The 26,983-nt window shown below is 73.5% G+C and carries 23 protein-coding genes and 1 pseudogene; 14 read left to right on the top strand and 10 right to left on the bottom strand.

Annotated elements, in window-relative coordinates; translation table 11 throughout:
- Nucleotides 1-213: 213 nt before the first annotated feature.
- From SZN_RS14645 to SZN_RS14625, 5 genes are read right to left on the bottom strand one after another with little or no spacing between them, the layout of a single operon-like run.
- Nucleotides 214-3,138: a glycoside hydrolase family 2 TIM barrel-domain containing protein gene (locus SZN_RS14645; RefSeq protein ID WP_007495666.1), complete on the bottom strand. Its 2,925-nt coding sequence runs from the start codon at nucleotides 3,136-3,138 to the stop codon at nucleotides 214-216.
- Nucleotides 3,135-3,974, bottom strand: coding sequence for a carbohydrate ABC transporter permease (locus SZN_RS14640; protein ID WP_007495664.1), 840 nt, complete (start codon nucleotides 3,972-3,974; stop codon nucleotides 3,135-3,137). Before SZN_RS14640 ends, SZN_RS14645 begins: the two co-directional genes overlap by 4 nt.
- A gap of 12 nt (nucleotides 3,975-3,986) precedes the next feature.
- Nucleotides 3,987-4,940, bottom strand: a complete 954-nt coding sequence (locus SZN_RS14635) for a carbohydrate ABC transporter permease (protein ID WP_007495661.1) — start codon at nucleotides 4,938-4,940, stop codon at nucleotides 3,987-3,989.
- Nucleotides 4,940-6,226, bottom strand: a complete 1,287-nt coding sequence (locus SZN_RS14630) for an extracellular solute-binding protein (RefSeq protein WP_043730660.1) — start codon at nucleotides 6,224-6,226, stop codon at nucleotides 4,940-4,942. Before SZN_RS14630 ends, SZN_RS14635 begins: the two co-directional genes overlap by 1 nt.
- 56 nt (nucleotides 6,227-6,282) lie before the next feature.
- A complete protein-coding gene (locus SZN_RS14625) occupies nucleotides 6,283-7,302 on the bottom strand; it encodes a carbohydrate kinase family protein (protein WP_007495658.1) in 1,020 nt (339 codons plus the stop codon).
- 183 nt (nucleotides 7,303-7,485) lie between these two features.
- Between SZN_RS14625 and SZN_RS14620 the strand changes: the two genes are divergently transcribed.
- The 4 genes from SZN_RS14620 (at nucleotide 7,486) to SZN_RS14605 (ending at nucleotide 13,972) form a co-directional block, all read left to right on the top strand.
- Entirely contained in the window at nucleotides 7,486-8,250 is a 765-nt protein-coding gene (locus SZN_RS14620) for a DeoR/GlpR family DNA-binding transcription regulator (protein ID WP_007495652.1), read from the top strand.
- Nucleotides 8,247-9,587: a 6-phospho-beta-glucosidase gene (locus SZN_RS14615; RefSeq protein WP_007495651.1), complete on the top strand. Its 1,341-nt coding sequence runs from the start codon at nucleotides 8,247-8,249 to the stop codon at nucleotides 9,585-9,587. Before SZN_RS14620 ends, SZN_RS14615 begins: the two co-directional genes overlap by 4 nt.
- 67 nt (nucleotides 9,588-9,654) lie before the next feature.
- Nucleotides 9,655-12,717, top strand: a complete 3,063-nt coding sequence (locus SZN_RS14610) for an alpha-mannosidase (RefSeq protein ID WP_007495650.1) — start codon at nucleotides 9,655-9,657, stop codon at nucleotides 12,715-12,717.
- 4 nt (nucleotides 12,718-12,721) lie between these two features.
- Nucleotides 12,722-13,972, top strand: coding sequence for an alpha-L-fucosidase (locus SZN_RS14605; RefSeq protein ID WP_007495649.1), 1,251 nt, complete (start codon nucleotides 12,722-12,724; stop codon nucleotides 13,970-13,972).
- Nucleotides 13,973-14,306: 334 nt separating this feature from the next.
- Here the strand turns inward: SZN_RS14605 and SZN_RS42545 are convergent.
- Together SZN_RS42545 and SZN_RS14600 are read right to left on the bottom strand one after the other, a co-directional pair.
- Nucleotides 14,307-14,605 (bottom strand): annotated as a pseudogene (locus SZN_RS42545) (carbohydrate binding domain-containing protein); the annotation flags it as partial.
- Between the two features lie 146 nt (nucleotides 14,606-14,751).
- Nucleotides 14,752-15,897 (bottom strand): ATP-grasp domain-containing protein, encoded by a 1,146-nt coding sequence (locus tag SZN_RS14600; RefSeq protein WP_007495648.1) that lies wholly within the window; start codon nucleotides 15,895-15,897, stop codon nucleotides 14,752-14,754.
- Nucleotides 15,898-16,200: 303 nt separating this feature from the next.
- Between SZN_RS14600 and SZN_RS14595 the strand changes: the two genes are divergently transcribed.
- Entirely contained in the window at nucleotides 16,201-17,061 is an 861-nt protein-coding gene (locus SZN_RS14595) for a metallophosphoesterase family protein (protein WP_007495647.1), read from the top strand.
- Complete coding sequence (locus tag SZN_RS14590; RefSeq protein ID WP_007495646.1) at nucleotides 17,058-17,738, top strand: 4'-phosphopantetheinyl transferase family protein; 681 nt, start codon at nucleotides 17,058-17,060, stop codon at nucleotides 17,736-17,738. The genes SZN_RS14595 and SZN_RS14590 overlap by 4 nt, the downstream gene beginning before the upstream one ends.
- Nucleotides 17,739-17,792: 54 nt before the next feature.
- Here the strand turns inward: SZN_RS14590 and SZN_RS14585 are convergent, their stop codons facing one another.
- The 3 genes from SZN_RS14585 to SZN_RS14575 form a co-directional block, all read right to left on the bottom strand.
- Nucleotides 17,793-18,023 carry a hypothetical protein gene (locus SZN_RS14585; RefSeq protein WP_007495644.1) on the bottom strand — a complete coding sequence of 77 codons (231 nt, stop codon included), beginning with the start codon at nucleotides 18,021-18,023 and terminating at the stop codon, nucleotides 17,793-17,795.
- A gap of 117 nt (nucleotides 18,024-18,140) precedes the next feature.
- Nucleotides 18,141-18,665 (bottom strand): hypothetical protein, encoded by a 525-nt coding sequence (locus SZN_RS14580; RefSeq protein WP_007495643.1) that lies wholly within the window; start codon nucleotides 18,663-18,665, stop codon nucleotides 18,141-18,143.
- Between the two features lie 39 nt (nucleotides 18,666-18,704).
- Entirely contained in the window at nucleotides 18,705-19,355 is a 651-nt protein-coding gene (locus SZN_RS14575) for a helix-turn-helix domain-containing protein (RefSeq protein ID WP_007495642.1), read from the bottom strand.
- Nucleotides 19,356-19,578: 223 nt separating this feature from the next.
- Between SZN_RS14575 and SZN_RS14570 the strand changes: the two genes are divergently transcribed.
- The 8 genes from SZN_RS14570 to SZN_RS14535 form a co-directional block, all read left to right on the top strand.
- Complete coding sequence (locus tag SZN_RS14570) at nucleotides 19,579-20,241, top strand: MmyB family transcriptional regulator (RefSeq protein WP_007495641.1); 663 nt, start codon at nucleotides 19,579-19,581, stop codon at nucleotides 20,239-20,241.
- Nucleotides 20,242-20,549: 308 nt separating this feature from the next.
- On the top strand, nucleotides 20,550-21,701 hold the full coding sequence (locus tag SZN_RS14565; RefSeq protein WP_007495640.1) for an NAD(P)/FAD-dependent oxidoreductase: 1,152 nt from the start codon (nucleotides 20,550-20,552) through the stop codon (nucleotides 21,699-21,701).
- A complete protein-coding gene (locus tag SZN_RS14560) occupies nucleotides 21,698-22,000 on the top strand; it encodes a (2Fe-2S)-binding protein (RefSeq protein WP_007495639.1) in 303 nt (100 codons plus the stop codon). Before SZN_RS14565 ends, SZN_RS14560 begins: the two co-directional genes overlap by 4 nt.
- On the top strand, nucleotides 21,993-23,471 hold the full coding sequence (locus SZN_RS14555) for an FAD/NAD(P)-dependent oxidoreductase (RefSeq protein WP_007495638.1): 1,479 nt from the start codon (nucleotides 21,993-21,995) through the stop codon (nucleotides 23,469-23,471). The genes SZN_RS14560 and SZN_RS14555 overlap by 8 nt, the downstream gene beginning before the upstream one ends.
- Nucleotides 23,472-23,741: 270 nt before the next feature.
- Nucleotides 23,742-24,638 carry a dihydrodipicolinate synthase family protein gene (locus SZN_RS14550; RefSeq protein WP_007495637.1) on the top strand — a complete coding sequence of 299 codons (897 nt, stop codon included), beginning with the start codon at nucleotides 23,742-23,744 and terminating at the stop codon, nucleotides 24,636-24,638.
- Nucleotides 24,639-24,658: 20 nt separating this feature from the next.
- Nucleotides 24,659-25,660, top strand: coding sequence for a proline racemase family protein (locus SZN_RS14545; protein WP_007495634.1), 1,002 nt, complete (start codon nucleotides 24,659-24,661; stop codon nucleotides 25,658-25,660).
- Between the two features lie 209 nt (nucleotides 25,661-25,869).
- Nucleotides 25,870-26,574, top strand: a complete 705-nt coding sequence (locus SZN_RS14540) for a GntR family transcriptional regulator (protein WP_007495632.1) — start codon at nucleotides 25,870-25,872, stop codon at nucleotides 26,572-26,574.
- Between the two features lie 56 nt (nucleotides 26,575-26,630).
- Nucleotides 26,631-26,983, top strand: a 353-nt coding sequence (locus SZN_RS14535; RefSeq protein WP_043730671.1) for a LacI family DNA-binding transcriptional regulator, incomplete at its 3' end; no start/stop codon positions are given.

Here is a 26,983-nt window from a genome sequence, read left to right as displayed (position 1 = left end):
CGAACGGCCCCTGCGGACGGGGGAGTCCGGGCCGTCGCGCGGTGCCCACGCCCGGATGTCCTTCACCGCTCTGGGTACCCGAGCCCTTGAACTCGCCGCGGACTAGGAGCAGTCGTGCCACCCGGGCGCCTCATCCTCCGGCCCGGCTGATGCCGGCGGGCGCGCGCGTACACCTGCCTGCCGCCCGCCCACAGGTCCTGAGCGGGCCGCTGCTCACACCACCCCCAGCGTCCACCCCCACCGGTGGACCCCCGCCCCCACCAGGTACCCCGCCGACGTGTCCGGGCCGCAGGAGGCCGTGCCCAGGCCGCGGTGGGCCGCGTCCAGGTGGATCACGCAGGTGGGGCGGGGCACCAGGGCGTCGTGGTGCGCGGCGGCGGTCAGGTCCTCGGCGCGGTGGCGGGTGACGGAGACCTGGCGCGGCTCGTCCAGGGCCACCGTGAGCCCCGGGGCGTCCCTCCCCGACAGGGTGAACCGCCGTACGCCGTAGCGGCCGCCGCTCTCCTGGGGCCGCAGGTACGGGGTGAACAGCGCGTCCACGGCGACGCGGTGGTGGCCCACCGGCGCGCCCGCGCTGCGGTCGGGGTACGACTCCCAGGGGCCCTGACCGAACCAGTCCAGCACGTCGAGGCCCGCCGTCGTCTCGAAGACCGTGCCGACCCGGGCCACGTCGTCGAACACGTCCGGCAGTTCGGCCTCCTCCTCGATCCGCACGCCGCCCTCGACCGGGGTGAGCACCTGCCGGTGCCGTACGACGCCGGCCGCGGCCGTGTACGCGGCCACCACCGTCACCCGCCCCGCCTCCTCCCGCACCGACACCACCGTGCGGACCGGTGCGTCCAGGCCCCAGCCGCGCCAGCGGCCGGCCATCCCGCCCAGTTCGTCGTTGTCGGTGGGCGCCCGCCACAGCGACAGCACCGGGGCGGCCGTCAGCAGCGGATGCACCAGCAGACCTTCGGCGTCCACCTCGACGCGTTCGGCCGTCCTGAGCGCCGCCGCGGCCGGGGCCGGCCCGCGCAGCCGCACCTGCGGCAGACACACCTCCGTGCCGCGCGGCGCCCACGGCTGGTCCTCGGCCACCGTCACCCGCAGCGTCAGCCACGCCTCGCCGCCGGAGCGGGGCACCTCGAAGGGCAGCGGCACGGCGGCCGTCGCCCCCGGGCGCAGGTCGGGCAGTTCGGCCGGGGCGGTGAGCACGGTGCCGTCGGCGAGTTCTAGCCGCCACTCGCCGGCCAGCCACGAAAGGTCCCTGAAATGCTGGTGGTTGCCGAGCACGATGCCCTCGTGGCGGCGGCTCTCGATGCGCAGCGGCGCCGCGATCTCCCGGTGCTCGTACATCACCGGCTTCGGGGTGCGGTCGGGGAACACCACGCCGTCGGCGATGAAGGCGCCGTCGTGGACCGCCTCGCCGAAGTCCCCGCCGTACGCCCACCGGTAGCCGGGCGCGGCCACCCCGCGGTCGTGGCGCCCGGCGCCCGCGCGCCCGGCCGGTCGTCCGTCGCTCACCCGCTGGAGGATGCCGTGGTCGGCGAACTCCCAGATGAATCCGCCCTGAAGGCCCGGCGTGGCCTCGATGGCGGCCCAGTGCTCGGCGAGCGTGCCGTTGCTGTTGCCCATGGCGTGCGAGTACTCGCACTGGATGAGCGGCTTCGTCTGCCGGCCGGAGCGCGCGTGGGCCACGCAGTCCTCCAGCGGCGCGTACATCGGGCAGGCGATGTCGGAGGCCACGTCCGGGTCGGCCCAGCCGAGGCGGGCCGCGCCCTCGTACTGCAGGGGCCGGGTCGGGTCGTGCCGGCGCACCCAGCCCGCCGCCGCGTCGTGGTTCGCGCCGTAGTCGGACTCGTTGCCGAGCGACCAGATCAGCACCGACGGGTGGTTCTTGTCGCGCAGCACCATGCGCGAGACGCGGTCCACGAAGGCGTTCAGATAGCGCGGGTCGTCGGCGATCTCGTGCGCGTGGTCGTGGGACTCGACGTCGGCCTCGTCGACGACGTACAGGCCGAGTTCGTCGGTGAGGTCGTACAGCGCCGGGTCGGCCGGATAGTGGGAGGTGCGCACGGCGTTGAAGCCGAACCGCTTGAGCAGGACCAGGTCGGCGCGCAGGTCGTCGTAGGACACCGTCCGCCCCGTCAGCGGATGGAAGTCGTGCCGGTTCACGCCCCGCACGAACACCCGCTCCCCGTTGACCAGCAGGTCCCGGCCCGCCACCTCGACGTCCCGGAAGCCGACGCGGTGGCGGGAGAGGTCGGCGACGGTGCCGTCGGCGCGGTGCAGGCGCACGGTCAGGGCGTACAGGTCGGGCGTCTCCGCGCTCCACGTGCGCACCCCGGGCACGGTGGCCGCGAGCCGGGCCTCGCCGAGGAAGTCGGAGACGCGCTCGTCCTCGGCGTTCGCCCGGTCGAAGTCCGTGTCCTGGGCGATCGCCAGGCCGTCCAGGTCGCCGGTGACGTACCAGCCCTCCGGCAGGGCCCCGCCCGCGTCCCGGACCCGGCAGTCCACCCGCAGCCGCCCGTCGCGGCCCGCCCGCACGCTCACGTCCGCGAGATGCAGCGGGTCCGTCGCGTACAGCAGCACCGAGCGGGTGATCCCGCCGTGCCACCACTGGTCCTGGTCCTCGATGTGGGAGGCGTCCGACCACTTCACGACCGTGAGGCGCACGGTCGCGGGCGAGCCGGGGCGCACCCGGCCGGTCAGGTCGAACTCGGCGGCCAGGTGCGAGTCCTTGGAGACGCCGGCCGGCCGCCCGTCCACATGGACCAGCAGCACGCTCTCGGCGGCCCCCACCTGGAGCACGATCCGGCGCCCGGCCCAGTCGGCGGGCACCTCCACCTCGCGCTCGTACACGCCGGTCGGGTTGGCGGCGGGCGCGCGGGGCGGGAAGTCCGGGAACGGCATCGTGACGTTGGTGTAGGCCGGGAGGTCGTCGGTGTCCTGCATGGTCCAGGCGCCGGGGACGTACGCCGTGGACCAGGCGGCGCCGGGCGGCGCCTGCGGAGCGGGCAGCAACTGGAAGCGCCAGTCGCCGTCCAGGGGGAGTGCCCCGGCGCGCCGGTCGACGGCGTTCATGGGCAGCCGCTCCCAGGAGGTCACCTCGGGTGCCTCCCAGGGGCGCAGGGCGAGCAGCGGGTCGGTGGTCATCCGCGGACGGCTCCCTTCGCGAGGTCGCCGATGATCTGGCGGGCGCCGACGGCGAAGACGATCAGCAGCGGGATCAGCGCGAGGAGGGCGCCGGTCATCACCATGCCGTAGTCGGTGGTGCCCCGGGTGCCGTTGAGCTGCGACAGCGCGACCTGGAGGGTGACGTTGTCGGGGTTGGTGAGGGCGATCAGCGGCCAGGCGTAGTCGTTCCACTGGCCCATGAAGGTGAAGATGCCGAGGAAGGCGAGACCGGGCCGGACGACCGGCAGCGCCACGTGCCAGTACTGCCGCAGGAAGCGGGCGCCGTCCAGCCGTGCCGCGTCGAGCAGTTCGTCGTGGATGGCGCTGCGCATGTACTGGCGCATCCAGAAGATGCCGAAGGCGTTGGCGGCGGCCGGCACGATCAGCGCGGTCATCGAGCCGATCCAGCCGATCTTCGACATGATCACGAACTGCGGGATGGCGGCGAGCTGCGCCGGGACCATGAAGATCAGCATGAGCAGGCCGAACAGCACACGGCGGCCCGGGAAGGGGAACTTCGCGAAGACGAACGCGGCGAGCGAGTCGAAGAAGAGGACCAGGACGGTCACGACCGTCGCGACCAGCAGCGAGTTCCCCATCGACCCGAAGAAGTCGATCGTGTCGAAGAGGTTGCGGACGTTCTGGAGGAAGTGCGAGCCCGGCAGCAGCTTCGGCGGGTAGGAGAAGATCTCCGAGGAGGTGTGGGTCGACATGACGACGGCCCAGTAGAAGGGGAAGGCCGACAGCAGTACGCCGATGATCAGGGACGCGTGCAGGGCCGCGCCCCGGCGTCCGGAGCCCTTGATGGATGCCATGCCGCGGCCTTCCTACTGTTCGCCCCGGCGCTGCACCAGCCGCCAGTTGATGATCGAGAAGAGGACGACGACCAGGAAGATGCCCCATGCGACGGCGGCGCCGTACCCGAAGTCGTTGTTGTCGAAGGTCTGCTGGAAGAAGTAGAGGACCATGGTCTGGCCCGCGCGGTCCGGGCCGCCCGCGAACGTCGACTCGTTGGCGGTGGTCTGGAGCAGCACCTGCGGCTCGGAGAAGCTCTGGAGTCCGGTGACGGTGGAGACGACGAGCACGAACAGCAGCGTCGGGCGCAGCAGGGGCAGGGTGACCCGGAAGAAGGTCTGCACGGGGCCGGCGCCGTCGATGCGGGCCGCCTCGTACAGGTCGCCGGGGACGGTCTGGAGCCCGGCGAGGAAGATGATCGCGTTGTAGCCGGTCCACTGCCAGGTCATCAGGGTCGCGATGGCGATCTTGATGCCCCAGGGGGTGTTGAGCCAGGCCACCTGGTCCAGGCCGACGGCCTGCAACAGGGCGTTCACCATCCCGAAGTCGGTGGAGAAGATCGATCCGAAGACGATCGCGACCGCCACCACCGAGGTGACGCTGGGAAGGAAGTACGCGAACCGGTAGGCGTTCTTGAAGCGCACCGCCGAGTTCAGCAGCACGGCGGTCACCATGGCCAGGAAGATCATGGGGAAGGTGGCCAGCGCCCAGATGACGAGCGTGGTCCCGATCGACTGCCAGAAGTCGCTGTCGCTCAGCAGGTACTGATACTGCGTCAGACCCGCCCACTCCATCGCGCCGAGGCCGTCCCAGCGGTGGAAGGAGAGGTAGAGCGAGAAGCCGACGGGGATCAGGCCGAAGGCGAGGAAGAGCAGATAGAAGGGCGAGATCGCGGCGTACAGGTGCCAGTGGGCACGCCAGCCCTTGCGGGGCCCGGCCGGGACCTGCCGCGCGGCGGGGGGCGCGGTGCGCTCGACGACGGCCATCACAGGTTCACCCCCAGGTGCTTGGCGATGCGCCGGCACGACTTCATGGCGTCCTCCCAGGCGGTCTTCGGATCCTTGCCGAGGACGCCGACGTTCTTGATCTCGTCCCTGATCGGCTGCCCGAGGGCGACGTCGTAGGGGCTGTTGAAGGCGACCGGGATCTGCTGGGCGGCCGGTCCGAAGACGTCCATGGTGATCTGGCCGCCGAAGAACGGGTCCGGCTGGCGCAGCCTCTTCGCGCGGTACGACGCCGGGGTCGAGGGGAACAGGCCCGCCTCGGTGAAGCCCCGGGCCTGGTTGTCCGCGTCGAGCATCCAGGTGATGATCTCGAAGGCGCGTTCCGGTTCGCGGCACGCCCTGGTGATCGCCAGGAAGGAGCCGCCGACGTTGGACGGGCCGCCCGGACAGGCCGCCACCCGCCACCTGCCCTTGGTCCTCGGGTAGGCGAGCTTGAGGTCGCCCGCGGCCCAGGAGGCGTTGAGCTGGCTGGGCAGCGTGCCCTTCTCGGTGGCCGCGATCGAGTCGGGCGTGCCCGTCACGATGTTGGACACGATCCCGCGCCGCTTCGCCTCCACGGCCCGGTCCCAGCAGGCGCGCACCCGCGGGCCGTCGCCGATGAAGGTGCGGTCCTCGTCGACGAACCGGGTGGTGCCCTGGCCGATCGACATCTCGAAGACGCTGTTGACGTCGGTCAGGATGCGGGTGCCCGGTACCCGCTTCCTCAACTGCTCGCCCGCCGCGAAGAACTTCTCCCAGGTGTTCAGTTCACGGGAGACGTCCGCGGGTTCGGAGGCGAGGCCGGCCCGCTCGAACACGGCGGGCTGGTAGTAGTGCACGACCGGTCCGACGTCGATCGGGAAGCCGATGAGACTGCCGTCCGGCGCGACGGCCTGCTGCCATTTCCAGTCCAGGTACCGGCTCTTGAGCCGGTCGGCGCCGAGCGTCCTGAGGTCCACGAACTGGTCGGAGTTCGGCAGGTAGGACGCCATGTCCTCGCCCTTGAGCCCGGCGATGTCGGGGATGTTGGCGTTGCCCGCCATCGTGGTGATCAGCTTGGAGCGGTAGTAGCCGCCGATCTGGACGGCCTTCAGCCGCACCGAGTCCTCGTAGCGTGCCGCGGCGCTCTTGACGACCGAGTCGCCCAGTCCGCCGCTCCAGTACCACAGGACCATGTTCCGGCCGGTCGAGCCGGTCGGAACGGCACAGCCGGTCGTCAGGCCGCCGAGCGCCGTGGCGGCCGTACCGGCCAGGCCCGCGCGCAGCACACCTCTTCGTGAGAGCCGCACAGCCCCCACCGCCTTTCGGATCTTTTCGGGACGTCGCATCAGGGGTGTGGGGGAGGTCAGTTCCGCCACGCGGGCGGGGTCACGGGGGCATGCGCCACCGGGGGGCCCACCCGGGCGGGGAGCCGGTCTGCCAGGAAGCCGTACGCGCGTCTGAGTCCGGGGTCGGTCAGCGAGCGCCACCAGGCGTCGACGCCGTACCAGCCGGGCGCGGCCAGGGCGCCGCCGTGGTGCCGTACGGACAGTCCGGCGGCCAGGACGGCGAACCTGAGCCGTTCCTCCAGGGGCCAGCCGCCGAGCGAGGCCGCGACGAAGCTCGCCCCGAACACGTCGCCGGCGCCGGTCGCGTCGAGGACATCGATGTCGAGGGCGGGCACGTCGGCGTACTCGCCCGTGGTCTGGTCGACGGCGACGGCCCCGTCGCCGCCCCGGGTGACGACGGCGACCGGCACCAGTTCGGCCAGGGCGCCGAGCGCGGCGTGCGCGTCCGCGGTGCGGGTGTACGCCATCGCCTCCGCCTCGTTGGGCAGGAAGGCGTGGCACAGGGACAGCTGCTCCAGCAGATCGGTCGACCAGCGCCGGGTGGGGTCCCAGCCGACGTCGGCGTAGACCAGGGTGCCGCCCGCCGCGGCCCCGGCGAGCCACGCGCGCGGCTCGGCCTCCAGGTGCACGAGGGCGGTGCGCGCCGCGGGCGGGTCGGCCATCAGCGCGTCCTGCGAGTACGGCGGTTCCTGGCCGTGGGTGACCAGGGCCCGGTCGGAGCCGTACGCGAGGGAGACGGTGACGGGGGTGGGCCAGCCGTCCCCGGTGCGCGAGCGCGTGAGGTCCAGGCCCTCCTGGCGGCCGAGCACGTCCCGGAGGTACGCGCCGTACAGGTCGTCGCCGAACACCGTGGCCAGCGAGGTGCGCAGGCCGAAGCGGGCGGCGGCCACCGCGAGGTTGGCGATGCCGCCGGGGCCGCAGCCCATGCCGCCCGTCCAGATCTCCTCACCCGGCGCGGGCGGCCTCCCGAGCCCCGTCAGGACGAGGTCGTAGAAGAGCAGCCCGGTCAGCAGCACGTCGGGCCGGTCGTCGTCCACGGCGCCGTCCTCTCCTCGGGAGCACCCGGGCCCGCGGGGCGCGGCGGTCCCCGGCGCCTGGGCGGGCTCGTCAGAACTCTTCATTTCGGTGACCGGAATCGTGCGCTGCCCAAACGAGATTGGTCAATACCCGAGCAGAAATGAGCATGGCGATGATTGAAGATGACGAGTAGTGTTCGCGCCGTGCTGGCAGAACGACGACACCACCTCATCCTGCGGGCCCTGCGCTCCGGTGGCCCCGCGGCCGTGACCGACCTCTCCGAGCAACTGGGCGTGAGCCCGGCCACGATCAGGCGCGACCTGGTCAAACTGGCGGAGGACGGTCTGCTCACCCGGGTGCACGGCGGCGCCGTCGCCGACGAGGGCGACCAGCCCTTCGCCGAGGTCGCCGAGATGCGCGTACCCGAGAAGGACGCCATAGCCGCGCACGCCGCCGGCCTGATCGCGGACGGGCAGTCGGTGCTGCTCGACATCGGCACCACCGCCTTCCGGCTGGCCCGCCAGCTGCACGGCCGCCGCCTCACCGTCATCACCAGCAACCTCGTCGTCTACGAGGAACTGGCCGACGACGAGGGCATCGAACTGGTGCTGCTCGGCGGCATGGTGCGCCGCGAGTACCGCTCCCTGGTCGGCTTCCTCACCGAGGACAACCTGCGCCAGCTGCACGCCGACTGGCTCTTCCTCGGGACCAGCGGAGTGCGCTCCGGCGGGCAGGTCATGGACACCACCGTCGTGGAGGTGCCGGTCAAACGGGCCATGATCAAGGCCGGTGACCGGGTCGTCCTGCTCGCCGACGCGGCCAAGTTCCCCGGGCACGGCATGGCCAGGGTGTGCGGTCCCGAGGAACTGGACGTGCTGGTGACGAACGAACCGGTCGAGAACGCGACGCGGACCTCCCTGCGGGAGGCGGGCGTCGAGGTCGTGGTGGCGGGAGAGGTGCAGACGTGAGACTGACGATTCTGGGCGGCGGCGGATTCCGCGTCCCGCTGGTGTACGGGGCCCTGCTCGCCGACCGCGCCGAGGGCCGCGTCACCCGGGTCGTGCTGCACGACCTCGACGCCGGCCGGCTCGCCGCGGTGACGCGCGTACTCGCCGAACAGGCCGCCGGGGTGCCCGACGCCCCCGAGGTCACCGCCACCACCGACCTCGACACCGCGCTCACCGGAGCCGACTTCGTCTTCTCGGCCATCCGCGTCGGCGGCCTGCGGGGCCGGGCCGACGACGAGCGGATCGCCCTGGCCGAGGGGGTCCTCGGCCAGGAGACGGTCGGCGCCGGCGGCATCGCCTACGGCCTGCGCACCGTCCCCGTCGCCGTCGACATCGCCCGGCGGGTCGCCCGCCTCGCGCCGGACGCCTGGGTCATCAACTTCACCAACCCCGCCGGACTGGTCACCGAGGCCATGTCCCGCCACCTGGGCGACCGCGTCATCGGCATCTGCGACTCACCGGTCGGCCTCGGCCGCCGCATCGCCCGCGTGCTCGGCGTGCAGGACCCGGCCGGGGCGTGGATCGACTACGTCGGCCTCAACCACCTCGGCTGGGTGCGCGGCCTGCACGTCGCCGGCCGCGACGAACTCCCGCGGCTGCTCGCCGATCCCGCCCTGCTCGGCTCCTTCGAGGAGGGCAGGCTCTTCGGCGCCGACTGGCTGCGCTCGCTGGGCGCGGTCCCCAACGAGTACCTGCACTACTACTACTTCAACCGCGAGACCGTGCGCGCCTACCAGGAGGCCGAGCGGACCCGCGGCGCCTTCCTGCGCGACCAGCAGGCCCGCTTCTACGCGGAGGCCGGCCGCGGCGACGCCTCCGCCCTGGCCGCCTGGGACCGCACCCGCGCCGAGCGCGAGGCCACCTACATGTCCGAGAACCGGCAGAGCGCGGGCGCGGGCGAGCGGGAGGCCGACGACCTCTCCGGCGGCTACGAGAAGGTGGCGCTGGCGCTGATGCGGGCCATCGCCCGCGACGAGCGCGCCACGCTGATCCTCAACGTCCGCAACCGCGCCACCCTGTCCGTCCTCGACACCGACGCGGTCATCGAGGTGCCCTGCCTCGTCGACGCCAACGGCGCCCACCCGCTCGCCGTGTCCCCGCTGCCCGGCCACGCCACCGGACTCGTCTGCTCCGTGAAGGCGGTCGAGCGCGAGGTGCTCACGGCCGCCGAGTCCGGCTCCCGGGCCGCCGCGGTGCGCGCCTTCGCGCTGCACCCGCTGGTCGACTCCGTGCACGTCGCCCGCAGGCTGGTCGAGGGCTACACCGGGGTCCACCCCGGCCTCGCCTACCTCGGCTAGCTCCTGCCCCGCTCCCGTCCCCGCCCCCGCTCCCTCCCTCCCTTCCGCGCCCTTCCTGGAGACCGTGATGCACGACGAACGCCGCCGCATCGAGGAACGCGTCGAGCGCGTCCACCACCAGCGCGTCAAGCCCGCCGTCTACGCGGCCACCGTCCCCTTCGAGGTCGCGGCCTGGCAGGCGCCGGGCGAGCCGGTCCCCTTCGAGGAGGCGGCCGCCGCCCGCTACGAGCCGTTCGCGATGAACACCCCGTGGGGCCCGCCCTGGGGCACCACCTGGTTCCGGATGCGCGGCCGGGTGCCCGCCGCGTGGGCCGGACGGCGCGTCGAGGCCGTCATCGACCTCGGCTTCGTGGGGGACTGGCCCGGCAACCAGGCCGAGGCCCTGGTGCACCTGCCCGACGGCAGGCCCCTGAAGGCGGTCAACCCGCTCAACCAGTACGTGCCCGTCGGCAACCCCGTCGCGGGCGGCGAGGAGGTCCACTACCTCGTCGAGGCCGCCTCCAACCCCGACATCCTGGCCGGTGACTTCGCGGCCCCGACCCCGCTCGGCGACATCCTCACGGCCGGCGACGCGCCCCTCTACACCTTCCGCGGCGCCGACCTCGCCGTCCTGGACGAGGAGGTCTGGCACCTCGACCTCGACCTCCAGGTGCTGCGCGAACTCATGGTCCACCTCGGCGAGCACGAGCCGCGCCGCCACGAGATCCTGCACGCCCTGGACCGGGCCATGGACGTCCTCGACCTGGACGACGTCTCCGCCAGCGCGAGCGCCGTGCGCGCGGTGCTGGCCCCGGTGCTCGCCCGCCCCGCGCACGCCAGCGCGCACACCGTCTCCGGCGTCGGCCACGCGCACATCGACTCCGCCTGGCTGTGGCCCGTCCGCGAGACCAAGCGCAAGACCTCGCGCACCTTCTCCAACGTCACCGCGCTGGCCGACGAGTACGACGACTTCGTCTTCGCCTGCTCCCAGGCCCAGCAGTACGAATGGGTGCGCGACAGCTACCCCCACGTGTGGGCCCGCATCAAGGAGTCCGTCGAGAAGGGGCAGTGGGTGCCGGTCGGCGGCATGTGGGTGGAGGCCGACGGCAACCTGCCCGGCGGCGAGGCCATGGCCCGCCAGCTGATCCACGGCAAGCGCTTCTTCATCGAGCACTTCGGCGTCGAGACCAAGGGCGTCTGGCTGCCCGACTCCTTCGGCTACACCGCCGCCTACCCGCAGCTCGCCAAGCTCGCGGGCAACGAGTGGTTCCTCACCCAGAAGATCTCCTGGAACCAGACCAACAAGTTCCCCCACCACACCTTCTGGTGGGAGGGCATCGACGGCACCCGCATCTTCACCCACTTCCCGCCGATCGACACCTACAACGCCCGCTTCAGCGGCGAGGAGATGGCCCTCGCCGTCCGCAACTACCGCGAGAAGGGCGGCGGTACGCGCTCCCTCGCCCCCTTCGGCTGGGGCGACGGCGGCGGCGGTCCCACCCGCGAGATCATGGAACGCGCGCGCCGCCTCGCCGACCTGGAGGGCTCGCCCAAGGTCGTCGTCGAGCATCCCGACGCGTTCTTCGCCAAGGCCCGCGCCGAGTACGAGGACGCCCCCGTGTGGAACGGCGAGCTCTACCTGGAGCTGCACCGCGCCACCTACACCTCCCAGGCCCGCACCAAGCAGGGCAACCGGCGCAGCGAACACCGGCTGCGCGAGGCCGAGTTGTGGGCGACGACCGCCGCACTGCACGCGCCGGGCCACAGCTACCCGTACGAGCGGCTGGACCGGCTGTGGAAGACGGTCCTGCTGCACCAGTTCCACGACATCCTGCCCGGCTCCTCGATCGCCTGGGTGCACCGCGAGGCCGAGGCCGAATACGCCCGCGTGGCCGAGGAGCTGGAGGCGCTGACCGCCGAGGCCGTCGCGGCCCTGGGGACGGGAGCGCCCCGGGTCTTCAACACCAGCCCGTATCCCCGCGCCGAGGTGGTCCGCACCGCCGGCGGAGCCCCCGCGTACGTCGCGGTCCCCGCCGGCGGCAGCGCGCCGCTCACCCCGCTGCACCCCGAACACCCCGTGACGGTCTCCGGGCGGGTCCTCGACAACGGACTGGTCCGGGTCGAGGTCGCCGAGGACGGCACCCTGTCCTCCGTGTTCGACCTGCGGGCCGGCCGCGAGGTCCTCGCCGAACCGGGCAACCTGCTCCGGCTCCACACCGACCTGCCCAACTACTGGGACGCCTGGGACATCGACAAGCACTACCGCAACCGCTACCGCGACCTGCTGGAGGCCCGGTCGGTGACCGTGGTCGAGCAGGACCCGCTGATCGGCGCGATCCGGGTCACCCGCGCCTTCGGCAAGGGCTCCACGCTCACCCAGACCATCACGCTGCGGGCCGGCAGCCCGCGGATCGACTTCGAGACCGAGATCGACTGGCACGAGACCGAGAAGATCCTCAAGGCGGGCTTCCCGGTCGACGTGCGCGCCCCGCACTCCTCCGCCGAGATCCAGTTCGGCCACGTCCAGCGGCCCACCCACACCAACACCAGCTGGGAGGCGGCCCGTTTCGAGGTCTCCGGCCACCGCTGGGTGCATGTCGCGGAACCCGGCTACGGCGTCGCCGTCCTCAACGACGCGACCTACGGCCACGACGTGACCCGCACCGTCCGCGAGGACGGCGGCACGACGACCCGCGTCAGCCTCAGCCTCGTGCGCGCCCCGCGCATCCCCGACCCCGAGGCCGACCAGGGCGGGCACCGCTTCACCTACGCCCTGCTGCCGGGCGCCACCATCGAGGACGCCGTCGCCGAGGGATACGCCCTCAACCTGCCGCTGCGGGTGGCGGACGCGGCCGGCGCCCCCGAGCCGGTGGTCTCCGTGACCGGGGCCGGGATCACCGTCGAGGCCGTCAAGCTCGCCGACGACCGCTCCGGCGACGTCGTCGTCCGCCTCTACGAGTGCGGCGGCGGCCGCGCGACCGGCGTGCTGCGCACCGGCTTCGCGCTCGCGGGCGCCCAGGCGACCGACCTGCTGGAGCGCCCCCTGGGGCAGGACACCCCGCTCACCGCCGACGGCGCCGTCGGCATCACCCTGCGTCCGTTCCAGATCCTCACCCTGCGCCTGCGCCTGCGCCGCGCCGACGGGAGCTGAACAGATGCCGATGCAGCCCTGGTTCACCGACGCCAAGCTCGGGATATTCGTCCACTGGGGCATCTACGCCGTGGACGGCGTCGCGGAGTCCTGGTCGTTCTACGACGGCGTCGTCCCCCACGACCGGTACATGTCCCAGCTCGACCGCTTCACCGCCGCCCGGTACGAACCACGCGCCTGGGCACGGCTCTTCGCACGGGCCGGCGCCCGGTACGCCGTCCTCACCAGCCGCCACCACGACGGCGTGGCCCTGTGGGACACGGCCCACGGCGAACTGCACGTGGGCCGGGACCTGATCGCGGGCTATGCCGACGCCCTGCGCGAGCAGGGGCTCAAGGTCGGCCTCTACTACTCCCACTCGGACTGGAACCACCCCGACTACGCCTCCGCGCGCCGCCCCGACCGTCCGCCGGAGCTCACGGACAACCCGTACTCGGAGCCGGCGCCCGGACACGAGGACCCCGCGGCCTGGGCCCGCTACCTCACCCACCGGGACGGCCAGGTAAGGGAGTTGGCCACCCGCTACCGGCCCGACCTGCTGTGGTTCGACGGAGAGTGGGAGCGCAGCGAGGAGCAGTGGCGCATCCCCGAACTGGCCGCGCTGATCCGCTCCGAGGTGCCGGACGTCGTACTCAACGCCCGTATGCTCGGCGAGGGCGACTACGCGACCCCCGAGCAGGGCGCCCCCGTCGTGCCGCCCGAGGGCCCGTGGGAGCTGTGCCTGACGGTCAACGACTCCTGGGGGCACCAGCACCACGACCGCAACCACAAGTCCGTCGACCAGCTGATCCGCTACTTCACGGAGACCATCGCGGGCGGCGGCAACCTGCTGCTGAGCGTGGGCCCGCGAGAGGACGGCACGATCCCGGCGGAACACGTGGCGCGGCTGGAGGGGCTGGGCGACTGGATCGCCCGGCACGCCGAGGCGGTGTACGGCACACGGCGCGGCCTGCCGCCCGGCCACCACCACGGCCCGAGCACCCTCTCGAAGGACGGCCGCACCCTGTACCTGATCCTCTTCGACGCCCCGCGCGCGCAGATCAACGTCCGCGGGCTGCTCGGCGGGGTGCGCCGGGTCACGGTGCTGGGCAGCGGCAGGGAGCTGGCGCACCGGATCACCGGCGGCCTGCACGACACGCCCGGTGTGCTGTGGATCGATCCGCCCGGCCCGGACGACCTCGACCCGCACGCCACGGTCCTCGCCGTCGAACTGGCGGGGGAGTTGGCCGTCTACCGGGGCGCGGGCCGCTCCTGAGCGCCGCCCCGGACGCACTTCGGGCCGGCCGGCCGCCGTCCCCCCGACGGCGGCCGACCGGCCCGAAATCCCCCGTGCTCCCCCGTGGTTCCCCCGTTGTTCCCCCACCCCCGGGTGCTTCCCCCGTGCCCTTCCCTCCGTTAGAGCGCGCGGCGGGCACCTTGATACACCCTCCCGGAAAAAATCTCCCGGAAGGGTGTACGAGGGATGCCGCGGCCGGATCAGCCGGTGAACCCGGCGATGATGGACGTGAACTGCCGGGTGCTCCGGTCGATGCCCGAGCAGTTGCTCGTCACGCCGCCGCCCGCGCACGGCCGGTCGCAGTTGACCGACCGGCGTAGGCGGTGCCGGGCTGCACCGCCACGGTCTGGGAGCAGCGGGCGTTGCCACTCGAACTCGCCGCCCCCGCAAGGGCTTTGGTGCCGCCGCCCGCACGGAGGAGGAGACGACGGAGCCGAGGCCGCCCGCGCAGCACCACGGAGCGAGTCCGCCCGACTCGAAACCGGGGGTGGCGAGGATGTCGGCCGCGTGGGCGGTGCCCGGCAGGGCGACGGCCCCGCCGTGCGCGAGAGCAGTGGTGCCGAGCAGGGCGAGGAACCGGCGTCCGAGACGCCCGAGAGGTTGGTCGCGCACGTGATCTCCCCCGGAAAAGCGGGGTGTTCGGGAGTGCACAGGTGCTGAGAGGCGCGCGGACCAAATTGGTATGGACCAATTCCGCTGTCAAGTTCTGACGCACGGATTGGTCCATACCGATGACGGGAAGCCCCGGGGGGACGCTTCTAGAGCGGCAGGGCCTGCGCCGCCCCGGCCTCGACCGTCCGGACGGGCGCGGGGACCGGTACGGCCGGCAGCAGCGGCTGCGTCTCCTGCGGGTGCTCCTGCCGGTGTTCCTGCGCGAGGGACGCGGGCCGCAGCGGGCGGGGCCCCGAGACCACCGTGTAGTCCTGGCCCAGGAACGGCGGGACCACCTCGCCCGGGTCCTCGCCCAGCGCGAGCTGGACGGCCAGCCACGGCACGTTGACCCCGCACAGCGACAGCTGGTGCAGCCCGCCCGCCGGCCGGGTGTTCACGTCCATCAGCACCGGCGTCCCGCCGAACATCCGGAACTGGATGTTGGACAGATGGTGCAGCCCGAACCCCTCCGCGATCCGCCGGGCAGGCTCCAGCCACTGCTCCTGGAGGGTGAACGCGCGCCTGCGGCCGTTCTTGACCCGCCCGATCGCCAGCCGCACCCGGTTGTCGGGACCGGTCAGGCAGTCCACCGACACCTCCGGCTGCTCCAGCCGCGGCATCACCATCCAGTCCACCGGCTCGTCGGCCCGCCGCAGCGCGTCCACGACCAGGTCCAGCTGCACGTACGGCGTGGGGAAGCCGCTCAGATGCGTCAGCGAGTAGGGCGAACGGGTGATCACCCGGAAACCCACACCGCCCGCGCCGGACGCCGGTTTGAAGCACGCCCGATGGCCGCCCGCCTCCAACTCCTCGACCGCGGCGATGAGTTCGTCCGCGTCACGCACCCGCCGCCACGGCGGCACCGGCACCCCGATCGCCTGTACGGCCTCGTAGGCGATCACCTTGTCCTGGAAGACCGCCACGGCCTGCGGCGGGGGTGCCAGCAGCGCCGTCCCCACGGCCTCGAACTCCGCGCGGTGGGCGACGATCGCGGCCTGGTGCAGCCGGGGCACGAACACGTCGATCCCGCGGCGCCGGCACTGCGCGAGGGCGTACTCGACGTACGCGGCGGGCGAGAGCCCCTCGGGCTCCGGTTCGGCGGTGTCGGCGGCGGCCAGCACGGGGGAGTCGGGGTCCGCGTGCGTGGCGTGGATCTCGACGGCCCGGTCGCTGGGATTTCTCCGCAGCTGTTCCATGAAGAACACGTTCTCCGCGTACGTGCGGTTGAGCCAGACGCGTACGCGAGAGACCATGCAGGGCCGTCCTTTCGGGGTACGCGGGCAGGGCGGAGCGCGCCCGAGCCCGGACAGGGAGGAGGAAGGGTCACCGAACCGCCCCTTGCGAAAGGGGTTTCCCAGCGGTGTTGGGGCGATCATACGGCGTGCGAGGGGTGCCCCGTGCAACGTCGGTGTTACGGAATGGTGGACCGTTCCCGACCGGCTCCGCCCGCGGCGACGCGACACCTTGTACGGTGAACGCGACCTGTGTTCTCGTGGTGTCGTTCCGGTGATCGGATCCGACCGGACCGGGTCCGCGGATGCGGAAAGGGGCACGGCGTGGCGTCGACGGTCGGTGGTACCGCACAGCTGCTGGCCATCAGCGATCTGCACATCGGCTACGAGGAGAACCGCGCCCTCGTCGAGCGGATGCGCCCCGGCACGGACGAGGACTGGCTGCTCGTCGCCGGGGACGTCGCGGAGACCGTGGCCGACATCGACTGGGCCCTGAAGACCCTCGCGGGCCGCTTCCGCAAGGTCGTCTGGGCACCGGGCAACCACGAGCTGTGGACCCACCCCAAGGACCCCGTGACGCTGCGCGGCGCCGCCCGTTACGAACACCTGGTCGAGAAGTGCCGTGAGCTGGGCGTGCTCACCCCCGAGGACCCCTACCCCGTGTGGGACGGCCCCGGCGGCCCGGTCGCCGTCGCACCGCTGTTCCTGCTGTACGACTACTCCTTCCTGCCCGCCGGCTGCACGACCAAGGCGCAGGGCCTGGAGTACGCCCACGGGACCGGGATCGTGTGCAACGACGAGTACCTGCTGCACCCCGACCCCCACCCGTCCCGCGAGGCGTGGTGCGAGGCCCGGGTCGCCGCCACCGAGCGACGGCTCGCCGCGCTGCCCGAGGACCTGCCGACCGTCCTGGTCAACCACTATCCGCTGGACCGGCACCCCACCGACGTGCTGTGGCACCCCGAGTTCGCCATGTGGTGCGGCACCCGGCTGACCGCGGACTGGCACCGCCGCTTCCGCGTCGAGGCGATGGTGTACGGCCACCTCCACATCCCCCGCACCACCTGGCACGAGGGCGTGCGCTTCGAGGAGGTCTCCGTGGGCTACCCCAGGGAGTGGCGCAAGCGCCCCGGCCCGCCCGGCCGACTGCGCCGCATCCTGCCCCGGGAGGACGGGTCCAGGTGATCGCGGAACTGCTGCCGGACCCGGTCGTCGCCGTGGAGACCTTCGGCGACGGGGAACCGGAGCACACGGTCCTCTACCCGGAGGAGGAGGCGGTCGTGGCGCGGGCGGTCGACAAGCGCCGCCGCGAGTTCACCGCGGTCCGCGGCTGTGCCCGCCGCGCCATGGAGAAGCTCGGCGTGCCGCCCCGGCCCGTGCTCCCCGGCGAACGCGGCGCCCCCGGCTGGCCCGAGGGGCTGGCCGGCAGCATGACCCACTGCGAGGGCTACGCCGCCGCCGCGCTCGTCCGCGCCACCGAGCTGGCCTCCCTCGGCATCGACGCCGAACCCCACCAGCCCCTGCCGGACGGCGTCCTGGCCGCCGTCTCGCTGCCCGCCGAGGCGCTGCGGCTGCGTGCCCTGGCCGACGCGCGCCCCGGCGTCCACTGGGACCGGCTGCTGTTCAGCGCCAAGGAGTCCGTCTACAAGGCGTGGTTCCCCCTCACCGGGAAGTGGCTGGACTTCTCCGAGGCCGACATCGACGTGCGGGCCGACCCCGGACCCGGACTCGGCGGCGCGCTGCGGGCCCGGCTCCTCGTGCCCGGCCCGCTCGTCGGCGGCCGCCGGCTCGACGTCTTCGAGGGGCGCTGGACGGTGGCCCGGGGGCTGGTGGCGACCGCGGTGAGCGTGCCGCACGGCTGAGGGCCCCCGCCGGGCGTGTCCTGCGGGCGGCCTGCCGCGCCCGGCGCCCGCGCGTCACGGCCGCGCGGGGCACCAGCTCGACAGCAGCCGGAAGAACGACTCCTCGTTTCCCGTCAACCCCGCTTCCGCCAGGGCCTGTTCGGCCTCGGCGAGCACGGCGGGCGGCACCACGGGCGGCCGGTCCGGTCCCGCGGGGGCGTCGAAGGCGGCCCGTACGGTGTGCATCAGGCGCAGGTAGGCCCGGACGGCGGTGCGCTCGCGGTCGGTCAGTACGGCGGTGGGCATCGGTCGGCTCTCCCCGGGTGCTCGGCGTCGTCGCGTCACGCCCCGCAGGCAGGGCGCACCACCAGCTTGCCGTCCCCCACTGACAATCGGGTCCCGCCGCCGCGCCGCGGTGCCGGATCAGCCCTGGGGCCCCAGGTACCCGAGGGACGCCTCGATGCGTCCGGCCAGGTGGTCGCGCTGCCCCCGCGCGGCGGAAACCGCGAGCCAGGTACGGCACTTGCTGGCCAGCAGCAGGCCGAAGCTCTCCGCCTCGCGCTCCTCGGCCCGGTCGAAGTGGTCGCGCGCGGCGACCTTCAGGACCGCGGAGCGCAGGTCCGCCTCGTCGTCCAGCAGCCGGGCGGCCACCGTGGCGCCCTCGATGCTGTGGGTGCAGTGCCCGGCCTTCATGTGCCACAGCTCGTGGCCGAGGATCACCAGCTGGTGGTCGGGAGCGGTGCGTTCCTCGATGACCACCAGGTCCTGGTCGGCCATGTCGAGCCACAGTCCGCTCGCGGTACCCGGCGGGAAGGCGGCCGTACGGAAGTGGACGGGACGGCCGCGGCGTCTGCTCATCGCGTCGCACAGGGCGCCGTACAGCTTCTCCGGCGCCGCGGGGGCGGCGAGCGTCAGCTCCGCGACCAACTCGCCGCACAGGCGGCGCATTTCCCTACCGATGCCCACTGGTCTCCCGTTCTCCCCGGTTCACGACTCGGGCCGCCTGACGCTCTCCAGGAGCATGTCCAGCCACTCCGCGACCTTGTCGCGGTGCTGGTCGGTGGGCAGTTGGGCGGCCCGCCAGGCGATACCGCGCACTCCGTGGTCCTGGAGCAGCCGCTCCAGCGGGTCCTCCGCCGCCTGGGCGGCCTCGCGCTCCGCGAGGCGCTGCAGCAGATCCTGCTCCGCGCGCTGGAGGGCGCCCTCCAGCGCCTCGGGGTCCTCGGCCGTGAGGAATCCGGCGTGCACGCGGAAGAAGCGCTGGACGGCGTCGCAGTGCTCCATCGTGGGACGCCGGTCGCCGTTGATGAGGGCGCCCGCCTGCTGGCGCGACATCCCCGCGCCGTCGGCGATCTCCTGCTGGGTGTACTTGCGGCCGTTGGGCTTGAGGCGGGTGCGCCGCAGCAGGTCCAGCCGCTGGAGGAAGCGGGCCTGCACATCGGGTTCACCCGCGGGGCGACCGCTCAGCAGCGCCTTCACCACGGACTCCGGGACGCCCGAGGCCACGGACAGCCTGCCGGGCTCGAAGACCTCCGCGTGCGGTACACCGAGCCGGTCGGCGAGCGCGGTGACGCGGGCGACGACGGCCGGCAGCGCAGCCGTCACCGTGGTGCCCGGACCCTCGAAGCCATCCGTCACCGACAGATCTCCTACGTCTCTCACAGGCTTCTCACAAGCGGTTGCCGTGAACTCAGGGAAGATTACCGGGTAGTTCGAACGCACATCCAGGTCTCGCCACAACTGTGGCCAATTTCAGCCGTCAACCGTCGTGGAATGCCACGATAGTTGACACGACTCGGGCGGGGGCACCAGGATCAAGGCGCCGCGAGAAGGCCGCATAGGCAAGAGGGGTGACCTCCCGATGGCATATCAGGCAGGTGGGCAGCGGTCCGTACCGCGGCCCGTCCCCGAGAGTCCCGAGGCCCGCGCCTATCTGCGGGACTACGCCGCGCTGGTGGAGGCCGTGCCCTTCCCCTCGGTGGTCCTTGACCACCGCTGGGACGTCGTCCTGTCGAACGCCGCGTTCGCGTCGCTCTTCCGCGGCGTGGGCCCGCATCCGACGGCCATGCCCGGCGACAACTTCCTGCGCTTCGTGCTCTTCCACCCGGACGCCGGCACCGTCCTCGGTGAGCACGAGTCCAACTGGTGCCTGCCGATGCTGGCCCAGTTCGCGACCGCCCTGGAGCACCGCGGCCACGACCGCGGGCTCCAGGCCATCCGCCGGGAGATCGCCCAGGACCCGATCATGGAGGCGGCCTACCGGCAGGGCCTGCCGCACTGGATCCGCGCGGTAGGCGAACGTGCTGTGGCGCAGGACGGCGCGGTGCTCCCGCTGCTGCACCCCGACCCGCGCCGCGGTCCCACCGAGTGCCGGATCGTGGACGAGACACCGAGATCCCTCCAGGAGCTGGGGTACACCCGGCTGACGCTGGTGCCGCGCGAGGCACGCCGCGACCGGCCCAGGACCGGCGGGCCCCGCCGTCCCGCCTCACACCTGCGCGTGGTCCCCGCCTCCGAGGACTGAACGGGGCACCGTCGGCGTTCAGGTCGCCGACGGCGCCCCGTCAGGACGCGGCGGGAGACCCGCGCTTCCTCACGACGGCCGCTCGCGCGCGGTGTGCCCGTACACCGGGGGACACCGCGCGCGAGCGGCCGTCGTGCCGTCCGTCGCCGTGCGCGGGGCGAAGGGTGGGCCGGGGTGTCCGCCCCGTGCGCGGGGCGGTCGGGGCTCGGGCCGTCCGCCCCGTGTGCGCGGTGGAGCGTGGGCGGCTCTCTCGTGCGCCATGGCGTCGGACCGTTCCGTCCCCGAGTGGTGTGTGACATAGTACTGTCGTGAGCAAGGGACTGACCTGCGACGTCGTGGTGGTCGGAGCCGGGATGGTGGGCGCCGCCTGCGCCCTGTACGCGTCCCGCGCGGGCCTGGACGTGATCCTCGTCGACCGCGGACCGGTGGCCGGCGGCACCACCGGCGCGGGCGAGGGCAACCTCCTCGTCTCCGACAAGGAACCCGGCCCCGAACTCGCTCTCGCCCTGCTGTCCACCGGCCTGTGGGCCGGGCTGGCCGAGGAGTTCGGCACGGCCGTCGAGTACGAGGCCAAGGGCGGCGTCGTCGTCGCGTCCTCCACCGGGGGACTCACCGCGCTGGAGGAGTTCGCCCAAGGACAGCGCGCCGCCGGGGTCCTCGCCGAACCGCTCGCCCCGCACGCCCTGTACGACCTCGAACCCCATCTCGCGCCCGGACTCCCGGGCGGCGTCCACTACCCCCAGGACAGCCAGGTCATGCCCGCGCTCGCCGCCGCCCACCTGATCCGCGGTTCGGGCGCCCGGCTGCTCACCGGGCACACCGTCACCGCCGTCCTGCGCACCCCGGGCGGCGCGGTGCGCGGCGTGCGCACCGACCGCGGCGACCTCCTCGCGCCGGCCGTCGTCAACGCGGCCGGCACCTGGGGCGGCGACCTGGCCGCACTGGCCGGCACCCACCTCCCCGTCCTCCCGCGCCGGGGCTTCGTCCTCGTCACCGAGCCCCTGCCGCGCAGGGTCCGCCACAAGGTCTACGCCGCCGACTACGTGGCAGACGTCGCCAGCGACTCCGCCGCCCTGCAGACCTCCCCGGTCGTCGAGGGCACGGCCGCGGGCCCCGTCCTGATCGGCGCCAGCCGCGAACGCGTCGGCTTCGACCGGACGTACTCGCTGCCCGCCCTGCGCGCCCTGGCGGCGGGCGCGACCCGGCTGTTCCCGTTCCTCGCGGACGTCCACGCCCTCCGCGCCTACCTGGGCTTCCGCCCGTACCTGCCCGACCACCTGCCTGCGATCGGCCCCGACCCGCGCGTCCCCGGCCTCCACCACGCCTGCGGCCACGAGGGGGCCGGCATCGGACTCGCCACCGCCACCGGCCACTTGATCGCCCAGGTGCTGACGGGGCACCCGCCCGACCTGGACCTGGCGCCCTTCCGCCCGGACCGCTTCACCGAGGAGAGCGCATGAGGACCCCGCTGGAACTCGCCGACGCCCGACCGGGTCCGGCGTTCACGGTCACCCTCGACGGCCGGGAGATCGAGGCCCTCCCCGGACAGACCGTCGCCGCCGCGCTGTGGAGCGCCGGGATCACCTCCTGGCGCGGCACCCGGGGCGAGGACCGCCCACGCGGCGTCTTCTGCGGCATCGGAGTCTGCTTCGACTGCCTGGTCACCCTCAACGACCGCCCCAACCAGCGGGCTTGCCTGGCGCCGCTGCACCCGGGCGACGCCATCCGCACCCAGCGGGGGACGGGCCACGATGACTGACCGCTGCCCCGGGCGCGACGCCCCGCACCTCGCCGTGATCGGCGCCGGGCCCGCCGGACTCGCCGCCGCCCTCGCCGCGGCCGCCCGCGGCGTCCGCGTCACCCTGCTGGACGCGGAGCCCGAGGCGGGCGGCCAGTTCTACCGGCAGCCCGCCGCCGCACTGCGCGCCCGCCGGCCCCAGGCCCTGCACCACCAGTGGCGCACCTTCGCACGCCTGCGGCACGGGCTCGCCCGGCACATCGCGGCGGGCCGCGTCCGCCACGCGAGGGAGCACCACGTCTGGTTCGCCGAGCGCGCGCCGGACGGCGGCTTCACCGTGCACGCCCTGACCGGCCCCGGACGCGGCGACCCGGCCGAGGTGCGCGCCGACGCCGTACTCCTCGCGACCGGCGGCCACGAGACGGTGCTGCCGTTCCCCGGCTGGACCCTGCCCGGGGTCGTCACGGCGGGCGGCGCCCAGGCCATGCTCAAGGCGGGACTCGTGACCTCCGGGAACACCGCCGTCGTCGCGGGCACCGGCCCGCTGCTGCTCCCCGTGGCCACCGGGCTCGCCGCGGCCGGGGTCGACGTGCGCGCGCTGGTCGAGTCGGCCGACCCCGGGGCGCTGCCGCGCCAGGCCCGCGCGCTCGCGGCCCAGCCCGGAAAACTCGCCGAAGGGGCCCTGTACGCGGGGCAGTTGCTCCGCCACCGTGTCAGGGTCCTCACCCGGCACACCGTCGTCGAGGCGCACGGCACCGAGCGCCTGGAGGCCGTCACCGTCGCCGCGCTCGACGCGGGCGGCCGGACCAGGCCCGGCACCGCGCGCCGCATCGCCTGCGCGACCCTGGCCGTCGGCCACGGCATGCTCCCGCACACCGATCTCGCCGACGCCCTCGGCTGCCGGCTGGCGGGCCCGGCCGTGCACGCCGACGACGAGCAGCGCACCGACGTGCCCGGCGTCTGGGCCGCGGGGGAGTGCACCGGCGTCGGCGGCGCGGCCCTCTCGCTCGCCGAGGGCCACATCGCGGGCCGCTCGGCCGCCGCCCGGCTGCTCGGCGCCCCGCCCGGCCCGGACGCGTGGCCGGAAGCCGCGCGGACCCGCGCCCGGCTGCGCGCCTTCTCCGCCGTGCTCGACGCCGTGTACACACCGCCGCCCGGCTGGGGCGAACGCGTCACCGACGCCACCGTGGTCTGCCGCTGCGAGGAGGTCACCGCGGGCGCGATCCGGGCGTCCGTCCGGGAGTTGGGCGCCGGCGACGTCCGGACCGTGAAACTGCTGACCCGGGCCGGCATGGGCTGGTGCCAGGGCCGGATGTGCGCGCCCGCCGTCGCGGGGCTCGCCGGCTGCGCGTTCACCCCGTCCCGCAGACCCTTCGCCCGTCCCGTACCGCTCGGCGTGCTGGCACGCGCCGGGGAGGACGCGGGCGGGGACGGTGGCCGGGCCGAAGACCAGGGGGAGGGCGATGGCCGGGCCGCGGGCGCGGGCGGCTGAGCGGCCGGCCTCCGGGCCGGTCCGCCACCGGCCCGCCGGGACCCGGCACCCCGGCGGCGGCGAGCGGTCCTGGGCACGACGCGCGGAACGATGCAATGTCACATCTCACCGGGTCGCCGCGCCACATCTCACCGCGCCCCGTCCCACCACGCCACCACTCACGCGCACCGCATCTCACCCACCGCATCTCACCCACCGCATCTCACCCACCACATCTCACGCAGCACACGACCCATCTCCTGCGCACCATCCTGTGAAGAGGGAGTTCCCATGACCGACACCGAGATCAGGCCCTGGCGCGGCGTCCTCGTCGCCACCGCGCTCCCCTTCGACGACGACCTCCGCGTCGACCACGGACGGTACGCCGAGCACTGCGCGTGGCTCGTCGAGAACGGCTGCGACGGCGTCGTACCCAACGGCTCCCTCGGCGAGTACCAGGTGCTCACCCCCGACGAGCGGGCGAAGGTCGTGGAGACGGCCGTGGCGGCCGTCGGCGGCGCGCGGGTGATGCCCGGGGTGGCCGCGTACGGCTCGGCGGAGTCCCGGCGCTGGGCCGAGCAGGCCCGCGACGCCGGCTGCGCGTCCGTGATGCTGCTGCCGCCCAACGCCTACCGCGCCGACGAGCGTTCCGTCCTCGCCCACTACGAGGAGGTGGCCGGGGCCGGGGTCCCCGTCGTCGCGTACAACAACCCCATCGACACCAAGGTCGACCTGGTGCCCGAACTGCTGGCGAAGCTGCACGGCGAGGGCTTGATCCACGCCGTCAAGGAGTTCTCCGGCGATGTCCGCCGCGCCTACCGGATCGCCGAACTCGCTCCGGAACTGGACCTGTTGATCGGCGCGGACGACGTCCTGCTGGAGCTGGCCGTCGCCGGCGCGAAGGGCTGGGTCGCCGGGTACCCGAACGCCCTCCCTCGGGCGTCGGTGGAGCTGTACCGGGCCGCCGCGGCCGGCGACCTGGGCACCGCGAAGAAGCTCTACGAGCAGTTGCACCCGCTGCTGCGCTGGGACTCCCAGGTCGAGTTCGTGCAGGCGATCAAGCTCTCCATGGACATCGTCGGCCGCCACGGGGGACGTTGCCGGCCGCCGCGGGTGCCGCTGCTGCCCGAGCAGGAGGCCGCCGTCCGCGCCGCGACCGAACGGGCCGTGGCCGCGGGGCTCGCGTAAGCGCGGAAGGAGACCGGCCAGTGCGCAGCAAACTCGTCCTGCACGCCGTCGACTCGCACACCGAGGGCATGCCCACCCGTGTCGTCACCGGCGGCATCGGCACGATCCCCGGCGCCACCATGAACGAGCGGCGCCTGTACTTCCGTGAACACCACGACCACATCAAGCAGTTGCTGATGAACGAGCCGCGCGGCCACGCGGCGATGAGCGGCGCGGTCCTCCAGCCGCCCACTCGCCCCGACTGCGACTGGGGCGTGGTCTACATCGAGGTCTCCGGCTATCTGCCGATGTGCGGGCACGGCACGATCGGGGTGGCGACCGTGCTGGTGGAGACCGGCATGGTCGAGGTCGTCGAGCCGGTCACCGTGATCCGGCTCGACACCCCGGCGGGGCCGGTCGTGGCCGAGGTGGCCGTGGAGGACGGCGCGGCGAAGGCCGTCACCCTGCGCAACGTGCCGTCCTTCGCCGTCGCCCTCGACCGCGAGATCACCCTCGCCGACGGGCGCACGGTGACCTACGACTTGGCGTACGGCGGCAACTTCTACGCCATCCTGCCGCTGGAGCGGTTCGGGCTGCCCTTCGACCGCGGCCGCAAGGACGACATCCTGAAGGCCGGGCTGTCGCTGATGGCGGCGATCAACGCCGAGGAGGAGCCCGTCCATCCCGAGGACCCGTCCATCCGGGGCTGCCACCACGTCCATCTGATCGCCCCCGGCGCCACCGCCCGCCACTCGCGGCACGCGATGGCGATCCACCCCGGCTGGTTCGACCGCTCGCCCTGCGGCACCGGAACCAGCGCGCGCATGGCGCAGCTCCACGCGCGCGGCGAACTCCCGCTGGACACCGAGTTCGTGAACGAGTCCTTCATCGGCACCCGCTTCACCGGCCGCCTCCTCGGCACCACCGAGGTCGGCGGACGCCCGGCCGTGCTGCCCAGCTTCACGGGCCGGGCGTGGATCACCGGCACCGCGCAGTACCTGCTGGACCCGAGCGATCCGTTCCCGGCCGGGTTCGTCCTGTAGGACGCGGGCGTCACGCGCCACCGGGATGCACCGGGATAATGGACCCCGGTGGCGCGTGACATTGCACCGGCACGGCCCGCCACCCCGGCACGGCCCGCCACCCCGACCGGCCCGCCACCCCGGCCGGACGGCACCTCCACCGGCCCCGGGCCGAGGCCCCGACCGACCACCCGCCGCACGCCCGCACCGCACCCGCCAGGAGAGCCCGCATGACCGCCCAGCGCACCGGCGCCCCGTCCACCGCCGCCGCTCCCGCGCTGCCCTCCCTGGGCGGCCGGCGCAGCAGCTACCGGGAGCGGGTCGCCGACGCCCTGCGGGCCGCGCTGATCGCGGGTGAACTGCGCCCCGGGGAGGTCCACTCCGCCCCGGCGCTCGCCGCCCGGTTCGGCGTCTCGGCGACCCCGGTGCGCGAGGCGATGCTCGACCTCGCCAAGGAAGGACTGGTCGACACCGTCCCCAACAAGGGCTTCAGGGTGACGGCGGTCTCCGAGAAGCAGCTCGACGAGTACAACCACATCCGCGCGCTCATCGAGATCCCCACCGTCGTGGGGCTGGCCGCGACCGCCGACACGGTCTCCCTGGAGGCGCTGCGCCCGGCCGCCCGGGAGATCGTGCACGCCGCCGTCGCCGGTGACCTCATCGCGTACGTCGAGGCCGACACCCGCTTCCACCTGGGCCTGCTCGCCCTCGCGGGCAACACGCATCTGGTCGAGGTGGTACGCGGCCTGCGCGGGCGCTCCCGCCTCTACGGGCTGACCGCCCTCGTCGAGGCGGGCCGGCTGCTGGCGTCCGCCGAGGAGCACCTCGAACTCCTCGACGCGCTCGTCGCCCGCGACGAGGCCGCCGTGCGCGAGGTCATGACCCGGCATCTGGGACATGTCCGCGGCCTGTGGGCCGCCCGTCGGGATCGCTGAGGCGCGATCGACCGGCAGCGCAAACGGTTTGCGTTTCTTGCGCTATTCTTGCGCGTATGACGCGACGACTTGCTGAAGTGGCGAAGAAGGTCGGGGTCAGCGAGGCCACGGTCAGCCGGGTCCTCAACGACAAGCCCGGAGTCTCCGAGGCCACCCGGCAGGCGGTGCTCTCCGCCCTGGACGTCCTCGGCTACGAACGGCCGACCCAGCTGCGCGGCGAACGGGCCCGGCTCGTCGGCCTGGTGCTCCCCGAACTGCAGAACCCGATCTTCCCGGCCTTCGCCGAGGTGATCGGCGGCGCGCTCGCGCAACTGGGCCTGACGCCCGTGCTGTGCACCCAGACCAAGGGCGGGGTCTCCGAGGCCGACTACGTCACGCTGCTGCTCCAGCAGCAGGTCTCCGGCGTGGT

Origin of the sequence: Streptomyces zinciresistens K42 (assembly GCF_000225525.1) — a bacterium.
Taxonomy (GTDB): Bacteria; Actinomycetota; Actinomycetes; order Streptomycetales; family Streptomycetaceae; genus Streptomyces; species Streptomyces zinciresistens.
This window is presented reverse-complemented; position numbering and strand designations above follow the sequence as displayed.

What these genes read in the sequence shown, in the direction of transcription:
- SZN_RS14645 (WP_007495666.1), bottom strand. Translation starts at nt 3,138, where the DNA reads ATGACCACCGACCCGCTGCTCGCCCTGCGCCCCTGGGAGGCACCCGAG.
- SZN_RS14640 (WP_007495664.1), bottom strand. Translation starts at nt 3,974, where the DNA reads ATGGCATCCATCAAGGGCTCCGGACGCCGGGGCGCGGCCCTGCACGCG.
- SZN_RS14635 (WP_007495661.1), bottom strand. Translation starts at nt 4,940, where the DNA reads ATGGCCGTCGTCGAGCGCACCGCGCCCCCCGCCGCGCGGCAGGTCCCG.
- SZN_RS14610 (WP_007495650.1), top strand. Translation starts at nt 9,655, where the DNA reads ATGCACGACGAACGCCGCCGCATCGAGGAACGCGTCGAGCGCGTCCAC.
- SZN_RS14605 (WP_007495649.1), top strand. Translation starts at nt 12,722, where the DNA reads ATGCCGATGCAGCCCTGGTTCACCGACGCCAAGCTCGGGATATTCGTC.
- SZN_RS14600 (WP_007495648.1), bottom strand. Translation starts at nt 15,897, where the DNA reads ATGGTCTCTCGCGTACGCGTCTGGCTCAACCGCACGTACGCGGAGAAC.
- SZN_RS14585 (WP_007495644.1), bottom strand. Translation starts at nt 18,023, where the DNA reads ATGCCCACCGCCGTACTGACCGACCGCGAGCGCACCGCCGTCCGGGCC.
- SZN_RS14580 (WP_007495643.1), bottom strand. Translation starts at nt 18,665, where the DNA reads ATGCGCCGCCTGTGCGGCGAGTTGGTCGCGGAGCTGACGCTCGCCGCC.
- SZN_RS14570 (WP_007495641.1), top strand. Translation starts at nt 19,579, where the DNA reads ATGGCATATCAGGCAGGTGGGCAGCGGTCCGTACCGCGGCCCGTCCCC.
- SZN_RS14560 (WP_007495639.1), top strand. Translation starts at nt 21,698, where the DNA reads ATGAGGACCCCGCTGGAACTCGCCGACGCCCGACCGGGTCCGGCGTTC.
- SZN_RS14555 (WP_007495638.1), top strand. Translation starts at nt 21,993, where the DNA reads ATGACTGACCGCTGCCCCGGGCGCGACGCCCCGCACCTCGCCGTGATC.
- SZN_RS14550 (WP_007495637.1), top strand. Translation starts at nt 23,742, where the DNA reads ATGACCGACACCGAGATCAGGCCCTGGCGCGGCGTCCTCGTCGCCACC.
- SZN_RS14540 (WP_007495632.1), top strand. Translation starts at nt 25,870, where the DNA reads ATGACCGCCCAGCGCACCGGCGCCCCGTCCACCGCCGCCGCTCCCGCG.